Source organism: Acinetobacter sp. NIPH 817, from assembly GCF_000368405.1.
GTDB lineage: Bacteria > Pseudomonadota > Gammaproteobacteria > Pseudomonadales > Moraxellaceae > Acinetobacter.
On the sequence record NZ_KB849419.1, the window covers coordinates 48,203 to 67,224 of the forward strand.

At 41.4% G+C, this 19,022-nt stretch carries 29 protein-coding genes and 2 pseudogenes; 7 read left to right on the top strand and 24 right to left on the bottom strand.

The window, feature by feature from the left end:
* Positions 1 to 8: 8 nt before the first annotated feature.
* The 22 genes and pseudogenes from rplO to F968_RS01640 all read right to left on the bottom strand — a co-directional run bounded on the left by rplO (position 9) and on the right by F968_RS01640 (position 10,118).
* Positions 9 to 449 carry a 50S ribosomal protein L15 gene (gene rplO / locus F968_RS01535; protein ID WP_004789613.1) on the bottom strand — a complete coding sequence of 147 codons (441 nt, stop codon included), beginning with the start codon at positions 447 to 449 and terminating at the stop codon, positions 9 to 11.
* Positions 450 to 452: 3 nt separating this feature from the next.
* Complete coding sequence (gene rpmD / locus F968_RS01540; RefSeq protein ID WP_000849088.1) at positions 453 to 629, bottom strand: 50S ribosomal protein L30; 177 nt, start codon at positions 627 to 629, stop codon at positions 453 to 455.
* A gap of 6 nt (positions 630 to 635) precedes the next feature.
* The gene (gene rpsE / locus F968_RS01545) at positions 636 to 1,133 is read right to left on the bottom strand and encodes a 30S ribosomal protein S5 (RefSeq protein WP_003653653.1); all 498 of its coding nucleotides are present in this window, start codon (positions 1,131 to 1,133) and stop codon (positions 636 to 638) included.
* A 2-nt stretch (positions 1,134 to 1,135) separates the two neighbouring features.
* Positions 1,136 to 1,486 (bottom strand): 50S ribosomal protein L18, encoded by a 351-nt coding sequence (rplR, locus tag F968_RS01550; RefSeq protein WP_003653654.1) that lies wholly within the window; start codon positions 1,484 to 1,486, stop codon positions 1,136 to 1,138.
* A 14-nt stretch (positions 1,487 to 1,500) separates the two neighbouring features.
* Positions 1,501 to 2,034: a 50S ribosomal protein L6 gene (rplF, locus tag F968_RS01555; RefSeq protein WP_004789615.1), complete on the bottom strand. Its 534-nt coding sequence runs from the start codon at positions 2,032 to 2,034 to the stop codon at positions 1,501 to 1,503.
* 13 nt (positions 2,035 to 2,047) lie between these two features.
* Positions 2,048 to 2,443, bottom strand: a complete 396-nt coding sequence (gene rpsH, locus F968_RS01560; RefSeq protein WP_004789617.1) for a 30S ribosomal protein S8 — start codon at positions 2,441 to 2,443, stop codon at positions 2,048 to 2,050.
* An 11-nt stretch (positions 2,444 to 2,454) separates the two neighbouring features.
* Positions 2,455 to 2,760: a 30S ribosomal protein S14 gene (gene rpsN, locus F968_RS01565; RefSeq protein WP_004789619.1), complete on the bottom strand. Its 306-nt coding sequence runs from the start codon at positions 2,758 to 2,760 to the stop codon at positions 2,455 to 2,457.
* A gap of 9 nt (positions 2,761 to 2,769) precedes the next feature.
* Entirely contained in the window at positions 2,770 to 3,306 is a 537-nt protein-coding gene (gene rplE, locus F968_RS01570; protein ID WP_004789621.1) for a 50S ribosomal protein L5, read from the bottom strand.
* A 15-nt stretch (positions 3,307 to 3,321) separates the two neighbouring features.
* Complete coding sequence (gene rplX, locus F968_RS01575; protein WP_002116820.1) at positions 3,322 to 3,639, bottom strand: 50S ribosomal protein L24; 318 nt, start codon at positions 3,637 to 3,639, stop codon at positions 3,322 to 3,324.
* Between the two features lie 9 nt (positions 3,640 to 3,648).
* On the bottom strand, positions 3,649 to 4,017 hold the full coding sequence (gene rplN, locus F968_RS01580) for a 50S ribosomal protein L14 (RefSeq protein ID WP_001982634.1): 369 nt from the start codon (positions 4,015 to 4,017) through the stop codon (positions 3,649 to 3,651).
* Between the two features lie 92 nt (positions 4,018 to 4,109).
* A complete protein-coding gene (rpsQ, locus tag F968_RS01585) occupies positions 4,110 to 4,367 on the bottom strand; it encodes a 30S ribosomal protein S17 (RefSeq protein WP_001291845.1) in 258 nt (85 codons plus the stop codon).
* Positions 4,364 to 4,561, bottom strand: coding sequence for a 50S ribosomal protein L29 (rpmC, locus tag F968_RS01590; protein ID WP_000849928.1), 198 nt, complete (start codon positions 4,559 to 4,561; stop codon positions 4,364 to 4,366). Before rpmC ends, rpsQ begins: the two co-directional genes overlap by 4 nt.
* Positions 4,561 to 4,974, bottom strand: a complete 414-nt coding sequence (gene rplP / locus F968_RS01595) for a 50S ribosomal protein L16 (protein ID WP_002049688.1) — start codon at positions 4,972 to 4,974, stop codon at positions 4,561 to 4,563. Before rplP ends, rpmC begins: the two co-directional genes overlap by 1 nt.
* A pseudogene (gene rpsC, locus F968_RS01600) lies at positions 4,914 to 5,730 on the bottom strand (30S ribosomal protein S3). The gene rplP and the pseudogene rpsC overlap by 61 nt, the downstream one beginning before the upstream one ends.
* A 1-nt stretch (position 5,731) precedes the next feature.
* Entirely contained in the window at positions 5,732 to 6,061 is a 330-nt protein-coding gene (gene rplV / locus F968_RS01605) for a 50S ribosomal protein L22 (protein ID WP_004639524.1), read from the bottom strand.
* Positions 6,062 to 6,072: 11 nt separating this feature from the next.
* Positions 6,073 to 6,348, bottom strand: a complete 276-nt coding sequence (rpsS, locus tag F968_RS01610; protein WP_001138119.1) for a 30S ribosomal protein S19 — start codon at positions 6,346 to 6,348, stop codon at positions 6,073 to 6,075.
* 13 nt (positions 6,349 to 6,361) lie between these two features.
* Positions 6,362 to 7,186, bottom strand: a complete 825-nt coding sequence (gene rplB, locus F968_RS01615; protein WP_004789629.1) for a 50S ribosomal protein L2 — start codon at positions 7,184 to 7,186, stop codon at positions 6,362 to 6,364.
* A gap of 11 nt (positions 7,187 to 7,197) precedes the next feature.
* Positions 7,198 to 7,518, bottom strand: a complete 321-nt coding sequence (gene rplW, locus F968_RS01620; protein WP_003653662.1) for a 50S ribosomal protein L23 — start codon at positions 7,516 to 7,518, stop codon at positions 7,198 to 7,200.
* Complete coding sequence (rplD, locus tag F968_RS01625; RefSeq protein WP_003653663.1) at positions 7,515 to 8,117, bottom strand: 50S ribosomal protein L4; 603 nt, start codon at positions 8,115 to 8,117, stop codon at positions 7,515 to 7,517. Before rplD ends, rplW begins: the two co-directional genes overlap by 4 nt.
* An 11-nt stretch (positions 8,118 to 8,128) precedes the next feature.
* The gene (gene rplC, locus F968_RS01630) at positions 8,129 to 8,767 is read right to left on the bottom strand and encodes a 50S ribosomal protein L3 (protein ID WP_004639526.1); all 639 of its coding nucleotides are present in this window, start codon (positions 8,765 to 8,767) and stop codon (positions 8,129 to 8,131) included.
* A 58-nt stretch (positions 8,768 to 8,825) separates the two neighbouring features.
* Positions 8,826 to 9,137: a 30S ribosomal protein S10 gene (gene rpsJ / locus F968_RS01635; protein ID WP_000070912.1), complete on the bottom strand. Its 312-nt coding sequence runs from the start codon at positions 9,135 to 9,137 to the stop codon at positions 8,826 to 8,828.
* A 252-nt stretch (positions 9,138 to 9,389) separates the two neighbouring features.
* On the bottom strand, positions 9,390 to 10,118 hold the full coding sequence (locus F968_RS01640) for a type 1 glutamine amidotransferase (protein ID WP_004789634.1): 729 nt from the start codon (positions 10,116 to 10,118) through the stop codon (positions 9,390 to 9,392).
* Between the two features lie 168 nt (positions 10,119 to 10,286).
* On the opposite strand from F968_RS01640, the gene F968_RS01645 reads away from it, so the two are divergent.
* The 7 genes and pseudogenes from F968_RS01645 to F968_RS01670 all read left to right on the top strand — a co-directional run bounded on the left by F968_RS01645 (position 10,287) and on the right by F968_RS01670 (position 16,455).
* Positions 10,287 to 11,477: a PLP-dependent transferase gene (locus tag F968_RS01645; RefSeq protein WP_004789635.1), complete on the top strand. Its 1,191-nt coding sequence runs from the start codon at positions 10,287 to 10,289 to the stop codon at positions 11,475 to 11,477.
* A gap of 43 nt (positions 11,478 to 11,520) precedes the next feature.
* Positions 11,521 to 13,068 carry a helicase HerA-like domain-containing protein gene (locus F968_RS01650; protein WP_004789637.1) on the top strand — a complete coding sequence of 516 codons (1,548 nt, stop codon included), beginning with the start codon at positions 11,521 to 11,523 and terminating at the stop codon, positions 13,066 to 13,068.
* Between the two features lie 30 nt (positions 13,069 to 13,098).
* Positions 13,099 to 13,211: pseudogene (locus F968_RS20190) on the top strand (hypothetical protein); the annotation flags it as partial.
* 2 nt (positions 13,212 to 13,213) lie between these two features.
* Entirely contained in the window at positions 13,214 to 13,978 is a 765-nt protein-coding gene (locus F968_RS01655; RefSeq protein ID WP_004789638.1) for a globin domain-containing protein, read from the top strand.
* Positions 13,979 to 14,066: 88 nt separating this feature from the next.
* Positions 14,067 to 14,504, top strand: coding sequence for an RrF2 family transcriptional regulator (locus tag F968_RS01660; RefSeq protein ID WP_004789640.1), 438 nt, complete (start codon positions 14,067 to 14,069; stop codon positions 14,502 to 14,504).
* A gap of 100 nt (positions 14,505 to 14,604) precedes the next feature.
* Complete coding sequence (gene yihA, locus F968_RS01665) at positions 14,605 to 15,381, top strand: ribosome biogenesis GTP-binding protein YihA/YsxC (RefSeq protein ID WP_004789642.1); 777 nt, start codon at positions 14,605 to 14,607, stop codon at positions 15,379 to 15,381.
* 123 nt (positions 15,382 to 15,504) lie between these two features.
* Positions 15,505 to 16,455 (top strand): metal-dependent hydrolase, encoded by a 951-nt coding sequence (locus tag F968_RS01670; RefSeq protein WP_081399443.1) that lies wholly within the window; start codon positions 15,505 to 15,507, stop codon positions 16,453 to 16,455.
* Positions 16,456 to 16,504: 49 nt separating this feature from the next.
* Here the strand turns inward: F968_RS01670 and F968_RS01675 are convergent, their stop codons facing one another.
* Positions 16,505 to 17,770 carry a dicarboxylate/amino acid:cation symporter gene (locus tag F968_RS01675; protein ID WP_034596115.1) on the bottom strand — a complete coding sequence of 422 codons (1,266 nt, stop codon included), beginning with the start codon at positions 17,768 to 17,770 and terminating at the stop codon, positions 16,505 to 16,507.
* A gap of 108 nt (positions 17,771 to 17,878) precedes the next feature.
* Positions 17,879 to 18,751 (bottom strand): acyl-CoA thioesterase, encoded by an 873-nt coding sequence (locus tag F968_RS01680; RefSeq protein ID WP_003653674.1) that lies wholly within the window; start codon positions 18,749 to 18,751, stop codon positions 17,879 to 17,881.
* Positions 18,752 to 19,022: the final 271 nt, after the last annotated feature.

Below are 19,022 nucleotides of genomic sequence, written 5' to 3' on the forward strand. Positions count from 1 at the left end.
ACTCGAGATTACTCCTCGACTTTGCCGCCAGCTGCTTCAATTGCAGCTTTAGCGCCTTTAGTCAATGCAACACCTTGAACAGTGAATGCACGAGTGATTTCACCAGAAAGTACGATACGAGCACGAACTTGGTCACGACGAACAACATTCGCAGCTTTCAAAGTTTCTAGGCTAACGATGTCGCCTTCAACTTTGCTTAACTCAGATAAACGTACTTCAGCAGTTTTTAAAGCGATTTGGCTAGTGAAACCGAATTTAGGTAAACGACGATAAATCGCTGTTTGACCGCCTTCAAAGCCTGGACGAACGCCACCACTTTTACGTGATTTTTGACCTTTGACACCACGGCCACCAGTCTTACCAACGCCAGAACCGATACCACGGCCTAAACGACGGTTTTCACGTTTTGCACCTTCCGCAGGCGCAAGCTCATTTAAACGCAGAGTCATGGCTTATTCCTCTACACTAACCATATAGTAGACTTTGTTGATCATACCGCGGTTAGAAGGCGTATCTTGCACTTCTACAGTATGACCAATACGACGCAGACCTAAACCTTGTAAGCAAAGCTTGTGATTTTTCAAGCGATGTGAAGAAGATTTAGTCTGGGTAACTTTAATCGTTTTCATGATTGATTACCCTTGAATTTCTGCTACTGATTTACCACGTTTCGCAGCGACTTTCTCAGGAGAAGTCATATCACGCAAACCTTTGAAAGTTGCGTTTACTACGTTTGCAGCATTAGTAGAACCATAACATTTAGCAAGTACGTTATGCACGCCCGCAGCTTCTAGAACGGCACGCATTGCGCCACCAGCGATTACGCCAGTACCTTCAGAAGCAGGTTGCATGTATACACGGCTTGCGCCATGACGAGCATTCACAGGGTGTTGTAAAGTAGTACCTGCAAGGTCTACAGTAATCATGTTGCGACGTGCAGCTTCAAGTGCTTTAGAAATAGCAGCTGGAACTTCACGTGCTTTACCACGACCAAAACCAACACGACCATTACCATCACCCACAACAGTTAATGCTGTGAAAGAGAAGATACGACCGCCCTTAACAACTTTGGCTACACGATCAACGGCAACCAGCTTTTCAACAAGACCTTCGTTTTGTTCAACTTTAGCCATGATTAGAACTCCAAGCCGTTTTCACGAGCAGCATCAGCCAAGGCTTTGATACGACCATGATATTTAAAACCAGAACGGTCAAATGCAACTTTAGTTACACCAGCTGCTTTCGCGCGTTCTGCGATTAAAGCACCTACTTTAGTAGCCGCGTCTACATTACCTGTAGTACCGCTACGTAAAGATGCATCCAAAGTTGAAGCTTGCGCTAAAACTTTGCCACCATCTGCTGAAATAACTTGAGCATAGATGTGACGCGGAGTGCGGTTTACACACAAACGAGTCGCACCCAATGCACGGATGTGCAAGCGTGTGCTTTTCGCACGACGCAAACGGGTTTGTTTCTTTTCGTTCATAAGAACCTCGCGCCTTATTTCTTCTTAGCTTCTTTACGAAGAATGACTTCATCCGAATAGCGAACACCTTTACCTTTATATGGTTCAGGAGCACGATACGCACGGATTTCTGCCGCTACTTGACCTAACAACTGCTTGTTTGCTGATTTCAAAATGATTTCAGTTGCAGTTGGAGTTTCCGCTGTTACACTTTCAGGTAAAGCGTAGTCAATTGGGTGTGAGTAACCAAGGTTAAGGTTTATAACAGTACCCTTAACCGCAGCTTTATAACCAACACCAACTAGCTGCAACTTACGTTCGAAGCCTTCACTAACCCCTTTTACAAGGTTATTCAATACAGCGCGAGCAGTACCAGCTTGCATCCAAGCATCTTTCGATTCTTTAACTGGAGCAAGTTGAAGTTTACCTTCTTCCTGTTTTAGCTCGACCAGCGCATGCAGGTTGAAAGACAACGTACCTTTGCTGCCTTTCACTTCGACCTGCCGGCCGTTCTGAGTAACTGTTACACCATTCGGTACAGTTACTGGGGCTTTAGCCACACGAGACATGAGGAATCACCTATTAAGAAACAAAAGCAATAACTTCACCACCAACGCCCGCAGCACGTGCAGCGCGATCAGTCATGATGCCTTTGCTTGTAGAAACAATTGCAATACCTAAACCTTGCTTAACGCTTGGAAGTTTATCTTTACCACGGTATTGGCGAAGACCTGGACGGCTTACGCGCTTAACCATTTCGATAACTGGTTTGCCTTCGAAATATTTTAAAGTAATTGTCAAAGTAGATTTTGTCTCTTCTTGAGCAACTTCTACGTTTGAAACATAACCTTCTTGTTGAAGTACGTTTGCAATTGCAACTTTCAACTTAGAAGAAGGCATAGAAACAGTTTGTTTCTTAGCCATTTGTGCGTTACGAACACGTGTTAGCATGTCGGCAACGGTATCTTGCATACTCATTTAGTCGCTCCTTACCAGCTTGCCTTAACAACGCCTGGTACATCACCCTGCATTACTGTGTCACGTAATTTGTTACGGCTTAAACCGAACTTACGGAAGTAACCATGAGGACGACCAGTTAAACCACAACGGTTACGAAGACGTACCGGAGATGCATTACGTGGCAACGCTTGTAACTTTAACATCGCTTCGAAACGTTCTTCTTCACTTGCATTTACGTTTGCAATCGTAGCTTTTAATTCAGCACGTTTTGCAGCGTATTTAGCAACTGTTTTTTCGCGTTTCAATTCGCGATTAACCATACCTTTCTTAGCCATATCGACCTCTTATTTGAACGGGAAGCCGAATGCACGCATAAGCGCACGGCCTTCGTCATCGGTGCGAGCAGTCGTAGTAATAGTAATATCCATACCACGAATACGATCAATCTTATCGAAATCGATTTCAGGGAAAACGATTTGCTCTTTCAAACCCATTGAGTAGTTACCACGACCATCAAATGATTTCGAAGAGAAACCACGGAAGTCACGGATACGAGGGATTGCGATTGAGATCAAACGGTCCAAGAATTCGTACATTTGGTCGCCACGTAAAGTAACTTTACAACCAATCGGCCAACCGTCACGGATTTTAAAACCAGCGATAGATTTGCGAGCAAGTGTAATTACTGGTTTTTGACCAGCAATTAATTGCATGTCGACTACAGCGCCATCTAATAATTTCTTATCAGTTGCAGCTGCGCCTACACCCATGTTTAGGGTAATTTTTGTGATGCGTGGAATTTCCATCACGTTCTTAATGCTAAGTTCTTCTTTTAACTTTGCTTTAAGTTCATCATTGTAACGTGCTTTAAGTCTGGCCATTGCCTTTTCAACCTATTACTTCGCTACCGCCACTGATTCACCATTTGATTTATAAACGCGAGTTTTCACGCCATCAATCACTTGGTAACCAACACGGTCAGCCTTCTGGGTTGTAGCATTTAAAATTGCCACGTTTGAAATATGAAGCGAAGCTTCTTGAGTAACGATACCGCCTTCAGCGCCAGTTACACGATTCGGCTTTTGATGCTTCTTCACTAAGTTAAGGCCTTCAACCTTAACGCGGTCTTCAGAAACAGACAATACAGTACCCTGTTTGCCTTTTTCTTTACCTGCGATCACGATAACTTGATCGCCTTTTTTAATCTTAGCCATGATTGCCTCTTATAGAACTTCAGGAGCCAATGAAATGATTTTCATGAACTGTTCAGTACGAAGTTCACGAGTCACTGGTCCGAAGATACGAGTAGCAATCGGAGCTTTGTTGTTGTTCAGGATAACTGCAGCATTATCATCAAAACGGATCACAGAACCATCTGGACGACGAATGCCGAATTTAGTACGAACTACAACCGCATTCATCACGTCACCTTTTTTAACACGTGCGCGTGGGATTGCTTCTTTTACAGTAACTTTAATAATGTCGCCAACAGAAGCATAACGACGATGTGAACCACCAAGTACTTTAATACATTGTACGCGGCGAGCACCACTGTTGTCTGCTACGTCGAGCATAGTTTCGGTTTGAATCATTGCCCTACTCCAAAACCGAGCATCACCGGTCACAATTTCGAAAGGCTCAAAGAGTACTCGAAATTGACCGATGATGCAACAAGAACGTCGAATTACTCAGCAGCTGCTTCAACTACTTCCACTAAAGTCCAAGCTTTAGTTTTAGAAATTGGGCGGCTTTCTTTGATTGTCACAACATCACCAATTTTAGCGACATTGTTCTCATCATGAGCGTGTAACTTAGTTGAACGGCGAATTGACTTGCCATACAACGGGTGTTGAACGCGGCGTTCAATAAGAACAACAATAGATTTATCCATTTTGTCACTTACGACTTTGCCGGTTAACGTGCGGACTGTTTTTTCACTCATTGTCCGTTCCCCTGTTTTTCGGTAAGGAGTGTCTTAATACGAGCAATTGTCTTACGAGCAACTTGCACTTCGTGCGATTTACCCAACTGACCAGTTGCTTTCGCCATACGAAGACGGAATTGGTTAAGCTGTTGCTCATCAAGCAAAGCTTTCAACTCTTCTACCGACTTTTCACGTAAATCTTTAGTTTTCATTACATTACCGTCCGAGTCACGATAGTGGTTTTAAACGGAAGTTTAGCAGCAGCTAAAGCAAATGCTTCACGCGCTAATTCTTCGTTCACACCTTCAATTTCGTACAGGATCTTACCTGGTTGGATCTGGCAAACCCAGTATTCCACGCTACCCTTACCTTTACCCATACGCACTTCAAGAGGCTTTTGAGTAATTGGTTTATCCGGGAATACGCGAATAAAGATTTTACCACCACGCTTAATACGGCGGCTAATAGTACGACGTGCAGCTTCAATCTGACGCGCAGTCATACGACCACGTTCAGTTGCTTTGATTGCAATCGAACCAAATGATACTGTACTACCACGATGCGCTAGACCAGTATTACGGCCTTTGTGCACCTTACGGAATTTGGTACGTTTAGGTTGCAACATGGATTATTCTCCCTTGTCAGCAGCACGGTCACCGCGACGACCACGACGCTCTTGACCTTCACCACGACCACGACCACGTTTAGCTGGACGATCTTCAGCAGGAGCAGGGTTCATGACTTGTTTCATGCCACCTAAAATCTCGCCACGGAAAATCCAAACTTTAACACCAATCGTACCGTAAGTTGTTTCTGCACGCATAGTTGCATAGTCAATGTCTGCACGTAATGTATGCAAAGGTACACGACCTTCACGATACCATTCCGTACGAGCAATCTCTGCACCACCTAAACGGCCAGACACTTCAACTTTGATACCTTTAGCACCAGCACGCATAGTGTTTTGAACCGCACGCTTCATAGCACGACGGAACATTACACGCTTTTCTAATTGAGAAGCGATTGCTTCAGCAACTAAACGCGCATCTAAGTCTGGGCGATCAATTTCATTGATACTTACTTGCGCAGGAACACCCATAATGCTGGTAAGTTCGCGCTGTAATTTCTCAATATCTTCGCCTTTTTTACCGATTACGATACCAGGACGAGCTGTGCTAATTGTTACTTTAGCAGCGCCTGATGGACGTTCGATAAGAATGTTGCTGATCATCGCATTCTTAAGTTTTTTAGTTAAAAACTCACGAACTTGAAGATCTTTAAGCAAGTATTCAGCGTATTGTTTCGGACTCGCATACCAGTTAGCGTTATGACGTTTCACAACACCTAGGCGGATACCGATTGGATGAACCTTCTGACCCATATCAAACCCCTACCTTAACGGTGATGTGACAAGTACGCTTCGTAATACGATCTGCACGGCCTTTAGCACGTGGCATAATACGTTTAAGGCTAACACCTTCATCAACGTAAATCGTAGAAACTTTAAGATCGTCAACATCTAAACTGTTATTGTGTTCAGCGTTTGCAATCGCAGATTCCAATGCTTTTTTTACTAAAACAGCAGCTTTTTTATTGCTGAAGTTTAAGATATTCAAAGCATGCGCAACAGATTTGCCGCGAATAAGATCTGCAACCAAACGTGCCTTTTGTGCCGAGATAGCGGCACCGCGTAATTTAGCAGTTACTTCCATCATGACACCTATTAACGTTTAGACTTCTTGTCAACACCGTGACCACGATAGGTACGAGTTGGCGCGAATTCACCGAGTTTATGACCAACCATATGCTCAGTAACAATTACTGGAACGTGATTACGACCATTATGAACAGAAATTGTTAAACCAACAAAATCTGGAAGGATCATCGAACGACGAGACCAAGTTTTAATCGGCTTGCGAGAGTTACTAGCAACAGCCGCTTCAACCTTAGCGAACAAGTGCGCATCGACGAATGGGCCTTTTTTCAGAGAACGAGGCATTAGTCAGATTCCTTTACTTGACGCGACGGTCGCGAATAATCATCTTAGTCGTACGCTTATTGGTACGTGTCTTGTACCCTTTAGCTTTTTGACCCCATGGGCTTACAGGTTGAATACCTTTGTTACGCCCTTCACCACCACCGTGCGGGTGATCAACTGGGTTCATCGCCATACCACGTACGGTAGGACGAACACCACGCCAGCGCGCAGCACCAGCTTTACCCAATGAACGAAGGTTGTTTTCTTGGTTAGAAACTTCACCAATTACAGCGCGGCATTCAACATGAATTTTACGCATTTCGCCTGAACGAAGACGAACAATCGCGTAAGAACCATCACGACCCAATAACTGAACAGAAGCACCAGCAGAACGCGCTAATTGCGCACCCTTACCAATTTTAAGTTCAACGTTATGAAGTGTAGAACCGATAGGCATGTTACGAAGTGGCAAGCAGTTACCTGGACGAATTGGAGCATCGTTACCAGATTGTACTTTATCGCCAGCACGTAAGCCTTTAGGAGCAATGATATAACGACGCTCACCATCAGCATATTTCAACAAAGCAATATGTGCTGTACGGTTAGGATCGTATTCAATGCGCTCTACAACAGCTGGGATGCTGTCTTTATTACGCTTAAAGTCAACGATACGATAGTGTTGCTTATGACCACCACCAACGTGACGAGTTGTAATGTGACCGTTATTATTACGACCACCAGTACGTTTTTTTGCTTCAACCAACGGTGAGTAAGGCGCGCCTTTGTGAAGGTGGTCATGAACCACTTTCTCTACAAAGCGACGTCCTGGAGACGTTGGCTTACATTTTTGAATCGGCATAATTTTCGTCCTTATTCCGCTGCGCTTTCAGCGGTATCGCCCAAGTCAGCCATTTCAACATCTTGGCCAGCTTTCAGGGTGACGTATGCTTTTTTAACATCAGAACGACGTCCTAATGTTTTACCAAAGCGCTTAGTTTTACCTTTAGTAATAGTAGTGTTAACTTTAACAACTTCTACACCAAAAAGTTTTTCAACTGCTTTTTTAACTTCAAGTTTAGTAGCATTAATATCTACTTTAAATACTTGAACGCCAACAGTATCACCTAAAACTTGTGCCTTTTCTGAGAAGACTGGTCCTTTAAGGACTTGATAGATACGTTCGTTGTTCATCCGAGTTCTACCTCAATTTTCTTAGCAGCAGCTACAGACATCACAACTTTATCAAACGCGATCAAGCTTACAGGATCGATTGCAGTAGCATCCACCACATCTACATGCGGAAGGTTGCGTGCTGCAAGATATAAGTTCTCATCTACAGCTTCAGTAACGATCAATGCACGAGCGGCATTTAAATCGCCAAGCTTTGCAAGCAATTCTTTAGTTTTTGGAGCTGCAATAGCAAACTCTTCAACTAATACAAGACGATCTTGGCGAACAAGTTCAGCTAAGATACATTGCATTGCACCGCGATACATTTTACGGTTTACTTTTTGAGACCAATCTTGTGGACGAGCAGCAAAAGTTTTACCACCGCCAACCCAGATTGGGCTACGAGTAGAACCCGCACGAGCACGACCAGTACCTTTTTGACGGAATGGTTTTTTACCACCGCCAGAAACGTCTGCACGTGACTTCTGAGCACGAGTACCTTGACGACCACCTGCTAAGTAAGCAGTAACAACTTGGTGTACAAGAGCTTCGTTAAATTCACGTCCGAAAGCAACTTCAGACAATTCAACAGCAGAGCCGGAAACAGTTTTCAAATTCACGGTATTTCCCCTCAGGCCTTGATGGTAGGACGTACAATCACGTCACCGCCAGTTGAACCAGGAATTGCACCTTTAACAACTAAAACAGAACGTTCAGCGTCAATAGATACGATTTCAAGACCTTGTACTGTTACGCGTTCATCACCTAAGTGACCAGCCATTTTTTTGCCTTTGAACACGCGACCAGGAGTTTGGTTTTGACCTGTAGAACCTAATACACGGTGAGAAACTGAGTTACCGTGAGTAGCGTCTTGGGTACGGAAGTTCCAACGCTTAACACCACCTTGGAAACCTTTACCTTTTGATTGACCAGTTACGTCAACTACTTGACCAACTGTGAACAAATCAACACCAATAGTACCGCCAACTTCACGACCTTCAAGCTCAGCTTCAGTAACACGGAACTCTTTAACTAAACGACCAGCAGCAACACCAGCTTTCGCGAAGTGACCTTTCTGAGCGTTAGTTACGCGAGATTCGCGACGTTCACCAGTAGTTACTTGAACAGCTTGATAACCATCAGTTTCAAGTGTTTTGATTTGCGTAATGCGGTTTGGATCGACTTCGATGACTGTAACAGGTACAGAAACACCTGCATCTGTAAAGATGCGAGTCATACCACATTTGCGACCGACTAAACCAATAGCCATGTGCATAAACCTCTAAAAAAGCGGCCTAATTAACTTAAAAGTTAATCAACCGAAAGCCTTAACCCAAAGCGATCTGAACATCAACACCAGCCGCAAGATCTAATTTCATCAATGCATCAACAGTTTTATCTGTAGGTTGAACGATGTCGATCAAACGTTTGTAGGTGCGGATTTCGTACTGGTCACGCGCATCTTTGTTAACGTGCGGTGAAGTAAGAACGTTGAAGCGTTCGATGCGAGTAGGCATCGGAATTGGACCACAAACTTGTGCGCCAGTACGCTTAGCGGTTTCTACGATCTCTTGAGCAGATTGATCAATCAGACGATGATCAAAAGACTTCAAACGGATACGAATTCTCTGGTTAGACATACCAGTAAACTCCAAGCCAAACATATAAAGAATCACCTTTGACGCATCTCACCCATTGGTAAGTGTCAAAGGCAGTGAAAATCACTAAGGTCATGATCGATGCCACGACTGTAATGCACATTTACCACTTTCTTCGCAGTAAATGCCCCTCCTATTGAGGGTCGCTCATTATAACGATTGTTTAAGTCTTATGCAATTCTCTTTTTCTATTTTCTCCACAAAACCTGCTTTAATCGTGTATTGGGAACTAAACTAAGCACTTATTACAAATTCAATCGCTTTATTTAGAAGTTGATTACCTTGTTCAAATTTTTGTGCTTCGGAAGAATATAATTCACGCGTAGATTGAACATATTCTCCATCAAAAATAGAAAGCTCTTCTTCATCTTCAAGTAAAAGCGCTAGAGCTGCTGGCGTCATCTCTGGATGGAACTGAAAACCCAGTACATTTTTCCCAATCTGATACATCTGATTGCGACAGGCCTGATTTTCAGCCAAATGTATAGCACCTTTAGGTATTTCAAATGTCTCACTATGCCACTGCATCACCTTTATTTTCTCTGGTAATGGGAAGCTTTCTTGAGGTAGATTCGCAACTCTCTGAACTGTTGACCATCCAAGTTCCTGATAGCGATTACGGCTTACCGCAGCCCCTAACGCATTAGCAATTAACTGCCCCCCTAAACAAAGACCAATAGCTGGCTTTCCCGCTGCCAAATAACGGCGCAACCATCTTTTTTCTATCTTTAGCCACGGGAAATTTGCCTCATCATTTACACTCATGGTGCCACCCATGACTAATAGTAAATCAACCTCATCAATTCGAGGCAAAGCTTCTATTTCAAGTGACCGATCAACCGGAAGTGCAAAAAACTCAGTAGAGCTAATTGTCGCGTGGTGGGCTTTTAAAAATGAATAACAGCTTCCAAATCCCTCACCCGCGATATGTTGAAAATAGTGAACACGTAAATGCGACTTCATGCGCTTAAACCTATTGTTGTTAGAATGTTGTAGTGGTCTTTGCAAAAATAAAGCCAAGTTTTTATTTTATGAGCCTACTGTAACGAAACGCCTTATAAAACTTCGTAAATCTAGCGAAGAATCTAAATTTCTCTTAATCTAACTTTATTATTTGAAATGCAAAGCACTATGAAAAAGCATAACGACTTCCAGACTCGCCTCATTCATGCACAAAGAAAGGCTCCGCAATTTATTGAAACAGTACAACCACCCTTATTTCGTGCATCTACTATTATTTTTAAATCAACTTCGCACCTTTTTGATCGTCATTGGACGGATGACTACGACTATAGCTATGGGACACACGGCACCCCCACTACCTTCACCTTAGGCGACAATATTGCACAAATTGAAGGTGGATTGCATTGTTTACTTGCACCAAGTGGCTTATCAGCAATTAATGTTGTGAACTCAGCATTTTTAAGTACTGATGATGAAGTATGGGTACCAGACAACATTTATGGACCAAACCTTGAGCATTTAAATTATCTGCAAAATCAATATGGCGTTATTGTCAAAGTGTACAACCCTATTGACGCCTCAAGCTTTCAACCAACTGAAAAAAGCAAACTGTTGTGGTTAGAGGCAGCAGGCTCAGTTACTCTAGAATTTCCTGATCTTAAAAATCTAGTCAAAAAAGCTAAAAAGCACGGTGTATTAACTGCTCTAGATAACACTTGGGGAGCTGGGCTTGCGTTTAATGCTTTTAATTTTTCTGATGAACATCTATCAGTCGATTTAACCGTGCATGCACTCACCAAATATCCGAGTGGCGGCGGTGACATCTTAATGGGTAGCATTGTAACTCGTGATGAGAAACTTCATCACCGCCTATTCCGTACGCATGCCATTTTAGGTATTGCAGTTTCAGGAGATGATGCAGCTCAAGTCCAACGTAGTCTTGCTCATATGTCTCTACGTTATGAACAACAATCAGCCAATGCTCAAACTTTACTTAAATGGCTAAAAAACCAATCTCAATTTGCACAAGTTCTACATCCAAGTGATGAGGCCGCCCCAGGCCATCAATATTGGCAAGAAATCTGCATAGACAATCAAAGTGCCGGTCTAGTCAGTGTTATTTTCAAACCTGAATATGACATTACAGCCGTACGTCGTTTCTGCGATGCCTTAGCGTTATTTAAGCTTGGTTTTAGCTGGGGAGGACCCGTTAGTCTGATTATGCTTTATGATTTAAAAATGATGAGAAAACTTGAGAATACACATTTACAACAAGGATTATTAGTTCGCTTCTGTATAGGACTAGAAGATCCACAAGATTTAATACAAGATATCGAAAATGCACTGAAACAACTGTAAAAACGACAAGATCATAGTGACTCGAACCACAGGATAAAAATATATGGGTACACCGATTGTTATTGCTAAAAATATTAATGACACATCCAAAGAAATTGTTTTACTTTCCCAGTTTGCTAACCGCCATGGACTTATTGCGGGTGCCACGGGTACAGGTAAAACAGTTACGTTAAAAGTTCTAGCAGAGAGTTTTTCTCGAATTGGTGTACCGGTATTTCTTGCCGATGCTAAAGGTGATGTTTCGAGTCTCGCAAAAGCGGGAGAAGCTTCAGATAAATTTAATGAACGACTAAAGCTTTTGCAGATTGATAGCGTTCCTTTCGCAGCTAATCCAGTTGTTTTTTGGGATTTATTTGGCCAACAAGGCCACCCTATTCGCACTACCGTTTCTGAAATTGGGCCAATTTTATTGGCTCGTATGCTCAATTTAAATGATACTCAAGAGGGTGTGCTATCTGCTGTATTCCGTATTGCAGATGACCAAGGTCTACTATTAGTAGATTTTAAAGATTTAAAAGCCATGATCACTTTTGTGAGTGAACATGCAGCCGAGTTTAAAGCGGAATATGGCAATTTATCTCCAGCAAGCCTAGGTGCTATTCAGCGCAATTTACTCGCCCTTGCCGACCAAGGTGGAGAGCAATTTTTTGGTGAACCTGCTTTAAATATTTTAGATTTTATTCAAACCGATGCAAATGGGCATGGCTACATTAATATTCTTGCGGCTGACAAGCTTATGAATACACCTAAGCTATATGCCACTTTCCTTTTATGGATGCTTTCAGAACTATTTGAACAGCTCCCAGAAGTCGGTGATATGGATAAACCTAAACTCGTGTTTTTCTTTGATGAAGCTCACTTATTATTTGACAATGCCAGCCAAGCACTCCAAGACAAAATTGAACAAGTTGTACGTTTAATTCGTTCTAAAGGAGTAGGTATTTATTTCATTACCCAAAATCCACTCGATTTACCTGAAAGTGTTCTAGGTCAACTTGGTAATCGCGTTCAACATGCCCTACGCGCATTTACCCCTAAAGATCAGAAAGCAGTAAAAACCGCAGCAGACACTTTCAGAGCCAATCCAAATTTTAAAGTTGATGAAGCAATTACTGAACTTGGTGTTGGTGAGGCCCTCATTAGTTGCCTAGATGAGCAAGGTACTCCACAAATTGTAGAGCGTGGCTGGGTCATGCCACCTTACTCTGCATTTACACCAATCACTCCAGAAGAGCGTCAAGCTTTAATCTCACAAAGTATTATTGCTGGCGTTTATGAGCAGGTTGTAGATCGTGATAGCGCCTATGAAATGCTACAAAATAAAGTGGCTGAACGCGAACAACAGCAACAAAATGCCGAACTTGCCAAACAACAAGCGAAAGAGCAAGAAACCCTAGCAAAACAGCAAGCGAAAGAGCAAGAAAGATTGGCACGTGATCAATTAAAAGAGGAAGAACGAGCAGCACGTGAAAGAGCCAAACTCACTCAAGATATTGTTGGAACTTTTGCAAAAAGTGCTGCGCGCAGTTTAGGAGGAAGTACAGGTCAAAAACTTGTTCGAGGCCTACTTGGCTCTTTATTTGGTAAATAAAAAATATTTAATAACATAACGTTAATTTAAGGGGATTTTATATCCCCTAATTTTTTTATGGTTTTTCTCGAAAAGCTATTGCCATTACTTTTTTAAAGATGTATTTTAAATACATCTTATATAGCCAGATAAATAAGGTCTAGCCATGACTCCACAACAAATTGAACTTGTTAAATCTACTGTACCGGTTTTACGTGAACACGGTGTTACGCTGACTACATACTTTTATAAGCGTATGTTGAATAACAATCCCGAATTAAAAAATGTTTTTAACCTAGATGACCAAACTAGCTTACGTCAGCCGCGTGCGCTTGCAGCTGCCGTTCTTGCTTATGCAGAAAATATTGAGAACCCTACTGTTCTAGCCAAAGCTGTTGAACGTATCACTACTAAACATGTGAGCTTGGATATTCAGCCTGATCAATATGCAATTGTTGGTGACAACCTACTTCATTCAATTAGTGAAGTACTTAACGTGCCATTTGAATCAGAACTTATCGAAGCATGGAAACAGGCTTATCTACAATTGGCAGATATCTTGATTGGCGTTGAAAAACAAAAATATGAACAACTTGAGAGCTTAAAAGGTGGATGGGCTGGCTGGCGTTCATTTGAAATTACACAAATTGATCCTCTTGAATCTGGCAAACGCTTCACTTTAAAAGCAACTGATCATGAAGACGTATTAACCGGACCAGCAAATGCTTTTATTTCGGTTAAAGTACAAGTTCCAGAGCAACAGCTTGAACAGCCAAAAGCTTTTAAATTTACAGAAGCTCAAGAAAACAACTCATATCATTTTGAAGTTCAGCCTGAAGAAAACCATACTGAGTTTTCGGTAGCTAACATTTTACTTGAGCATTACAGAGTTGGTGATCAAGTACAGGTTTCAGCTCCTTTAACGCTGTAATGTAAAAACCTCTTGCCTGAAAGTTTTCTTATTTAAACTTTCAGGCTAAGATGATCATCCTTTTTATTCTCTTCCATTTTTGGTGATCATGCAGCTTAATAAATTTACCGATTATGCATTACGAATATTAATGTATGTTGCACGCCCAAGCGATGCACCCTACACGATTGCAGAAATCGCGAAAGATTTGCATGTGTCCCAAAACCACCTTGTTAAAGTTGTTCACTTCATGGGCAAACAAGAATGGATTATTACCATTCGCGGTAAAGGCGGTGGAATTCGCTTAAATCCAGATGCACTTAATTCAAATTTAGGTTCAATTGTTCGTATATTACAAGGTGACAATCAAATCGTTGAATGCAATACTCCGCCTTGTGTACTCCGTGCTCACTGTGGTTTAAAAGGTATTTTAGATCAAGCTTTAGAAAGCTTTTATCAAAGTCTAGACCAATACACACTCGGAGAAGTTTTGCAGCAATCAAAATCTGCTCCTGCTAACTCCCCTATTGCCTTTTTAGAAATCTAAGCTCTATTGATTTTCATAAGTTGATTTATTGAAAATTAGCAAGAATACCCAAGCTCCTTTATACTAGGCGCGAGCCCTCTCATTTAAAAAGTTATTTTTTATGCGTCGTAGTGAAAAATCGAAAGACACCAAAGCCAGACTCGCACCCAAGCAAAAGATCAGCTATGAAAAAGCACCAGATCCGGCGATCACAGCCTATGCTGTGCAATCCCTAAACTGGTTACGCCAAGCTGAGTTTCTAATGAGTGCACCTAAATTGGCACTTTGTGTTGAAGATAGTGGCTACGAAATTGCTTTTGCAGGACGCTCAAATGCTGGTAAGTCTAGTGCTATTAATGCATTAACCAATCAGAAACAACTTGCCCGCGCTTCTAAAAAGCCTGGTCGTACTCAGATGATTAACTTCTTTAGTCTAGGTAACCCAGATCAGCGTTTAGTCGATCTTCCAGGTTACGGTTATGCAGCTGTACCTGAAGATATGAAAAAGGTGTGGCAAAAGGAATTAGAAAACTATCTCATCCATCGTAAAAGCTTACAAGGCTTAGTATTACTTATGGATATTCGCCATCCTCTACAGCATTTTGACATGATGATGCTAGAGTGGGCTTATTCGCGTCATCTATTCGTTCATATTCTCTTAACGAAAGCAGACAAACTTAATCGTGGTCCTGCAAATAAAGTATTGCTTGAAGTTAAACAACAACTTAAAAAAATGAAGCTTGATTTTTCCATTCAGCTTTTCTCTTCACTTAACAAATTAGGTTTGGAAGAGCTTGCAAGTGTCATGGGTGGACGTCTGCATTTTACGCTTGATCAACAACCAGAATTTGATGTCGATTCAATCCCTGAAGCGACAGATGAAGATGCTGAAAGCTAAATTGTCATAACAGATACAATTTTTTCATTAAATTTATACTCAATTGTCCCCTATTGCTAAACACAAATGTAGGGGCTTTTTTTATACTCGTTATAACTTCATCGAGTTAAAAATCAGGACTAAATGATGAAATTGTTATCTTTTTTGAAGAACAAGGCTTTAGGTTCTTCTATTGATTATAAAATTCTTCCACGTAAAGTGAAATTTGACTGGAAAGATACCCCTGTCGACTGGATTCCTAATCAGCCTTTCGCAAGTTATTTTATTAATGAAATTAATAATATTTTGCCTGCTGGTGAGTTCTGGTTTTGCCGTTTGTATAACAAGGTTTTACCGCAAATTACAGATGAAAAACTCAAGCAGGATGTACAAGCATTTATCCGTCAGGAAGCTATGCATGCCAATGCACACACCTCTGCAAACAAAGAATATTTAAACGTACGTAATATTGATATCCAAAGAAATTTGGACATCATGAACTACTTATTTACGACAGCTTTGGCAGATAAGCCTTTTGATAAAGAAGTTCCAAATTTCTTACAAGGCCAATGGGATTTATTCCGTTTAGGTGTTGTTGCCACGGTTGAACATATGACCTGTGTGTTAGGTAAATATGCTCTATATAACAAGCGCTGGGAAGAATTAGGCGCTGACCCTGAAATGGTCGATCTGGTGAAATGGCATGGTTCAGAAGAAATTGAACACCGTACTGTAGCCTTTGATTTATATCGTCATCTTGGTGGTGGCTATATTCCACGCTACTATTTAAGCCTTGCCGTGATTGTGCTGGTACTTGGTTTATGGGTAGACGGCGCTGCACACATCATGAAACAAGATCCACGCTTTGCAGATGCCGCTAAATCTAGATTTTTCCCAGTGTGGGTTGCTTTAGAATGGTACAAAATTAGTCGAAAAGATAATCAGATTTTACCAAACCCAATCTGGCTTATTTCACAACAAATTGATTACCTCATGCCTTGGTATGATCCAGTCAAAGAAGGTAGCACTGAAGATGCGGTTAGTTATTTATCGCAATCTCCAGCAGCAAAAAGAGCAGAACTTCAAGCTGCTTAAAAATAAAAAAAAGCAGGATTTAAAATCCTGCTTTTTATATTTCGAGATATTAGACACTGATATCTTTATCTTTCGTATAGCGATCAACAACCACACTAATCATCATATCGCCCTGCACATTTACCACCGTTCTCACCGTATCTAGTAAGCGATCAATTGGCAGTAAAATGGCAATTGCTTCAGCTGGTAGACCTACCGATTGTAAAACCATAATCATAGTCACCATGCCAGCACTCGGGATTCCAGGTGCACCTAGCGATGCAATCATTGCTGTTAAACACACGATAATTTGCTGTGTGAGATTTAAGTCCAAGCCCACCAAATTTGCTACAAAGAGTGCAGCTGCTGCTTCGTATAAAGCGGTACCATCCATGTTTAACTGAGTACCAAGTGGAATAACAAATCCCGCTGTTTGAGGACGTACCCCTAAGTTTTCTTGCGCACACTTCATGCTAAGTGGCATCGTGGCAGAGCTAGAACTCGTTGCAAATGCTGTAATTAACGCTGTACGTGTCCCTTTGAAAAAAGTCCAAGGGCTCATACGACCAAAAATCCAAAGCAGTAGTGGTAAAACAACAGCACCATGAAAAATAGTTGTGCCTGTTACAACGGCTGCAAACTCAGCCAAACGACTTAATACTGAAATGTCTTCAGTTGCCATTAACTTTGCTAATAAAGCAAAAATACCCAAAGGTGCCAGCTTCATCACCCAGCCAACGAGCAGCATCATCATTTCAAAGAACTGGTGGCTCAATACACGAATACTTTTGAAACGCTCACCACCCTGCACCAAAGCAACGCCGATGAATAAAGCAAAGACCACAACAGCCAAAACGTTACCATCGCTAAATGCTTTAAATGGATTGATTAAAGTATTTTGAATAAAATTAGTGAAAAAACTTGCTGGGTTTAAACTATCTGGTGCTTGATAATTTTGCATAGATGTCTGAAAAATAGAAATATCTATGCCACGTCCAACCTCAAATAAATGAGCACAACTAATACCTAAAATTAGGGCTAAAGTCGTTGTAGTTAAACAGCATAAAAATGTGATTTTCCAGACTGGCCCTAACTGTCCGCCCGCTTGTAGGTTCGATACCCCCACAACAATCGAACTAAAGATTAAAGGCACCAAAAGCATTTTAAGAAGCCCGATAAAAACACTACTTAATATTCCAAGCCCATATAAACTATGTTTTACAAAAGCTGTGTCTGGATACATGGTGAGTAGGAAACCAAAGGCTAAACCTACAATGGCAGCAATTAGAATTTGTGTATTTAAGTTCATATCAGCATTATTTTTTTCAGTTGGCAATCCTGTTGCAAATATGACATGAGCTCGCTTTTCATACGAGCAATTTTTTGTCACATCGTTCCCATTAAAAATAAAAAAGCCATCTAATTAGATGGCTATTCAAGAGATCTATTGAGTTTCAATTTCCCGCAAACGAATTAAACCTTCTTGTACGGTACTGCATACAAGTTGGCCATTTTGCCACATACGACCAAAATTAAGACCTCTTGAAGCCGCACTCACTGTGGCTTCCATGTCATAAAGCATCCACTCATCAGCACGAAGTGGGCGGTGGAAATAAATTGCATGATCAATACTTGCACATTGCAAACTTGGAGAAATATAACTTAAACCATGCGGTCTTAAAGCTGTTGTCATTAAGGTAAAGTCTGAATAAAACGCAACAATTGCTTGATGCAAGGCAATATCATCTAATTGTTTTGGAATACGGTCATGGGTGCGGATATAGTGGGCATTATAGGGAGCTTCAGGTTGGGGCTGAAACGGGTTTACCGGATCAATTGGGCGAATTTCTACATGACGCTCACGCATGAAACTAGCACGAACATTTTCAGGTACAAAGTTTAAAATACCCTGTTTTAACTCATTTTCAGATTTAAGCGTTTCCGGTGCAGGATACTCAGGTTCTTGATGTTGATAGTTCAAACCTTCTTCTGGATTGGCAAAAGACACCATCGCTGAAAATATAACGCGTCCATGCTGAATCGCCCGAACTTGACGACTTACAAAGCTTTTCCCATCCCGTAAACGGTCTACTTCATAGATAATTGGGGCATTAATATCGCCACCATACAAAAAATATGCATGTAAAGAATGCGCTGGACGATCAGTTGTATAAGATGCTGCACGTAAAGCCTGACCCAAAACCTGCCCACCAAAGACGCGTTTACCGACAAGATTACGGCTCATGCCACGGTAAATATTTTCTTCTAGCTTTTCTAAAGTGAGCAGCTCGACTAGTTCTTGGGTTAACGCATTCATGAGAGATACCTTCATATTTCAGGTAAAAAATCGTATTAAAGGACAGATGTGTAGAATCTATTGTGCCATAAAAAACTATTTGAACATGGAACAATCAGTCAACTTCTGATGAACATTGCTCATATAACAGCTAAAAATACGATTTTTAACGATAAAATATGCCAAAAGCATTATAATTTATAAGCTATCAGCATATTGTTTTTTTTAATAAATGCCTCAAAATAATTACCCTCCGCATTTGGTGCTGGGATTTGTCTTTAAGAAGTAGGAG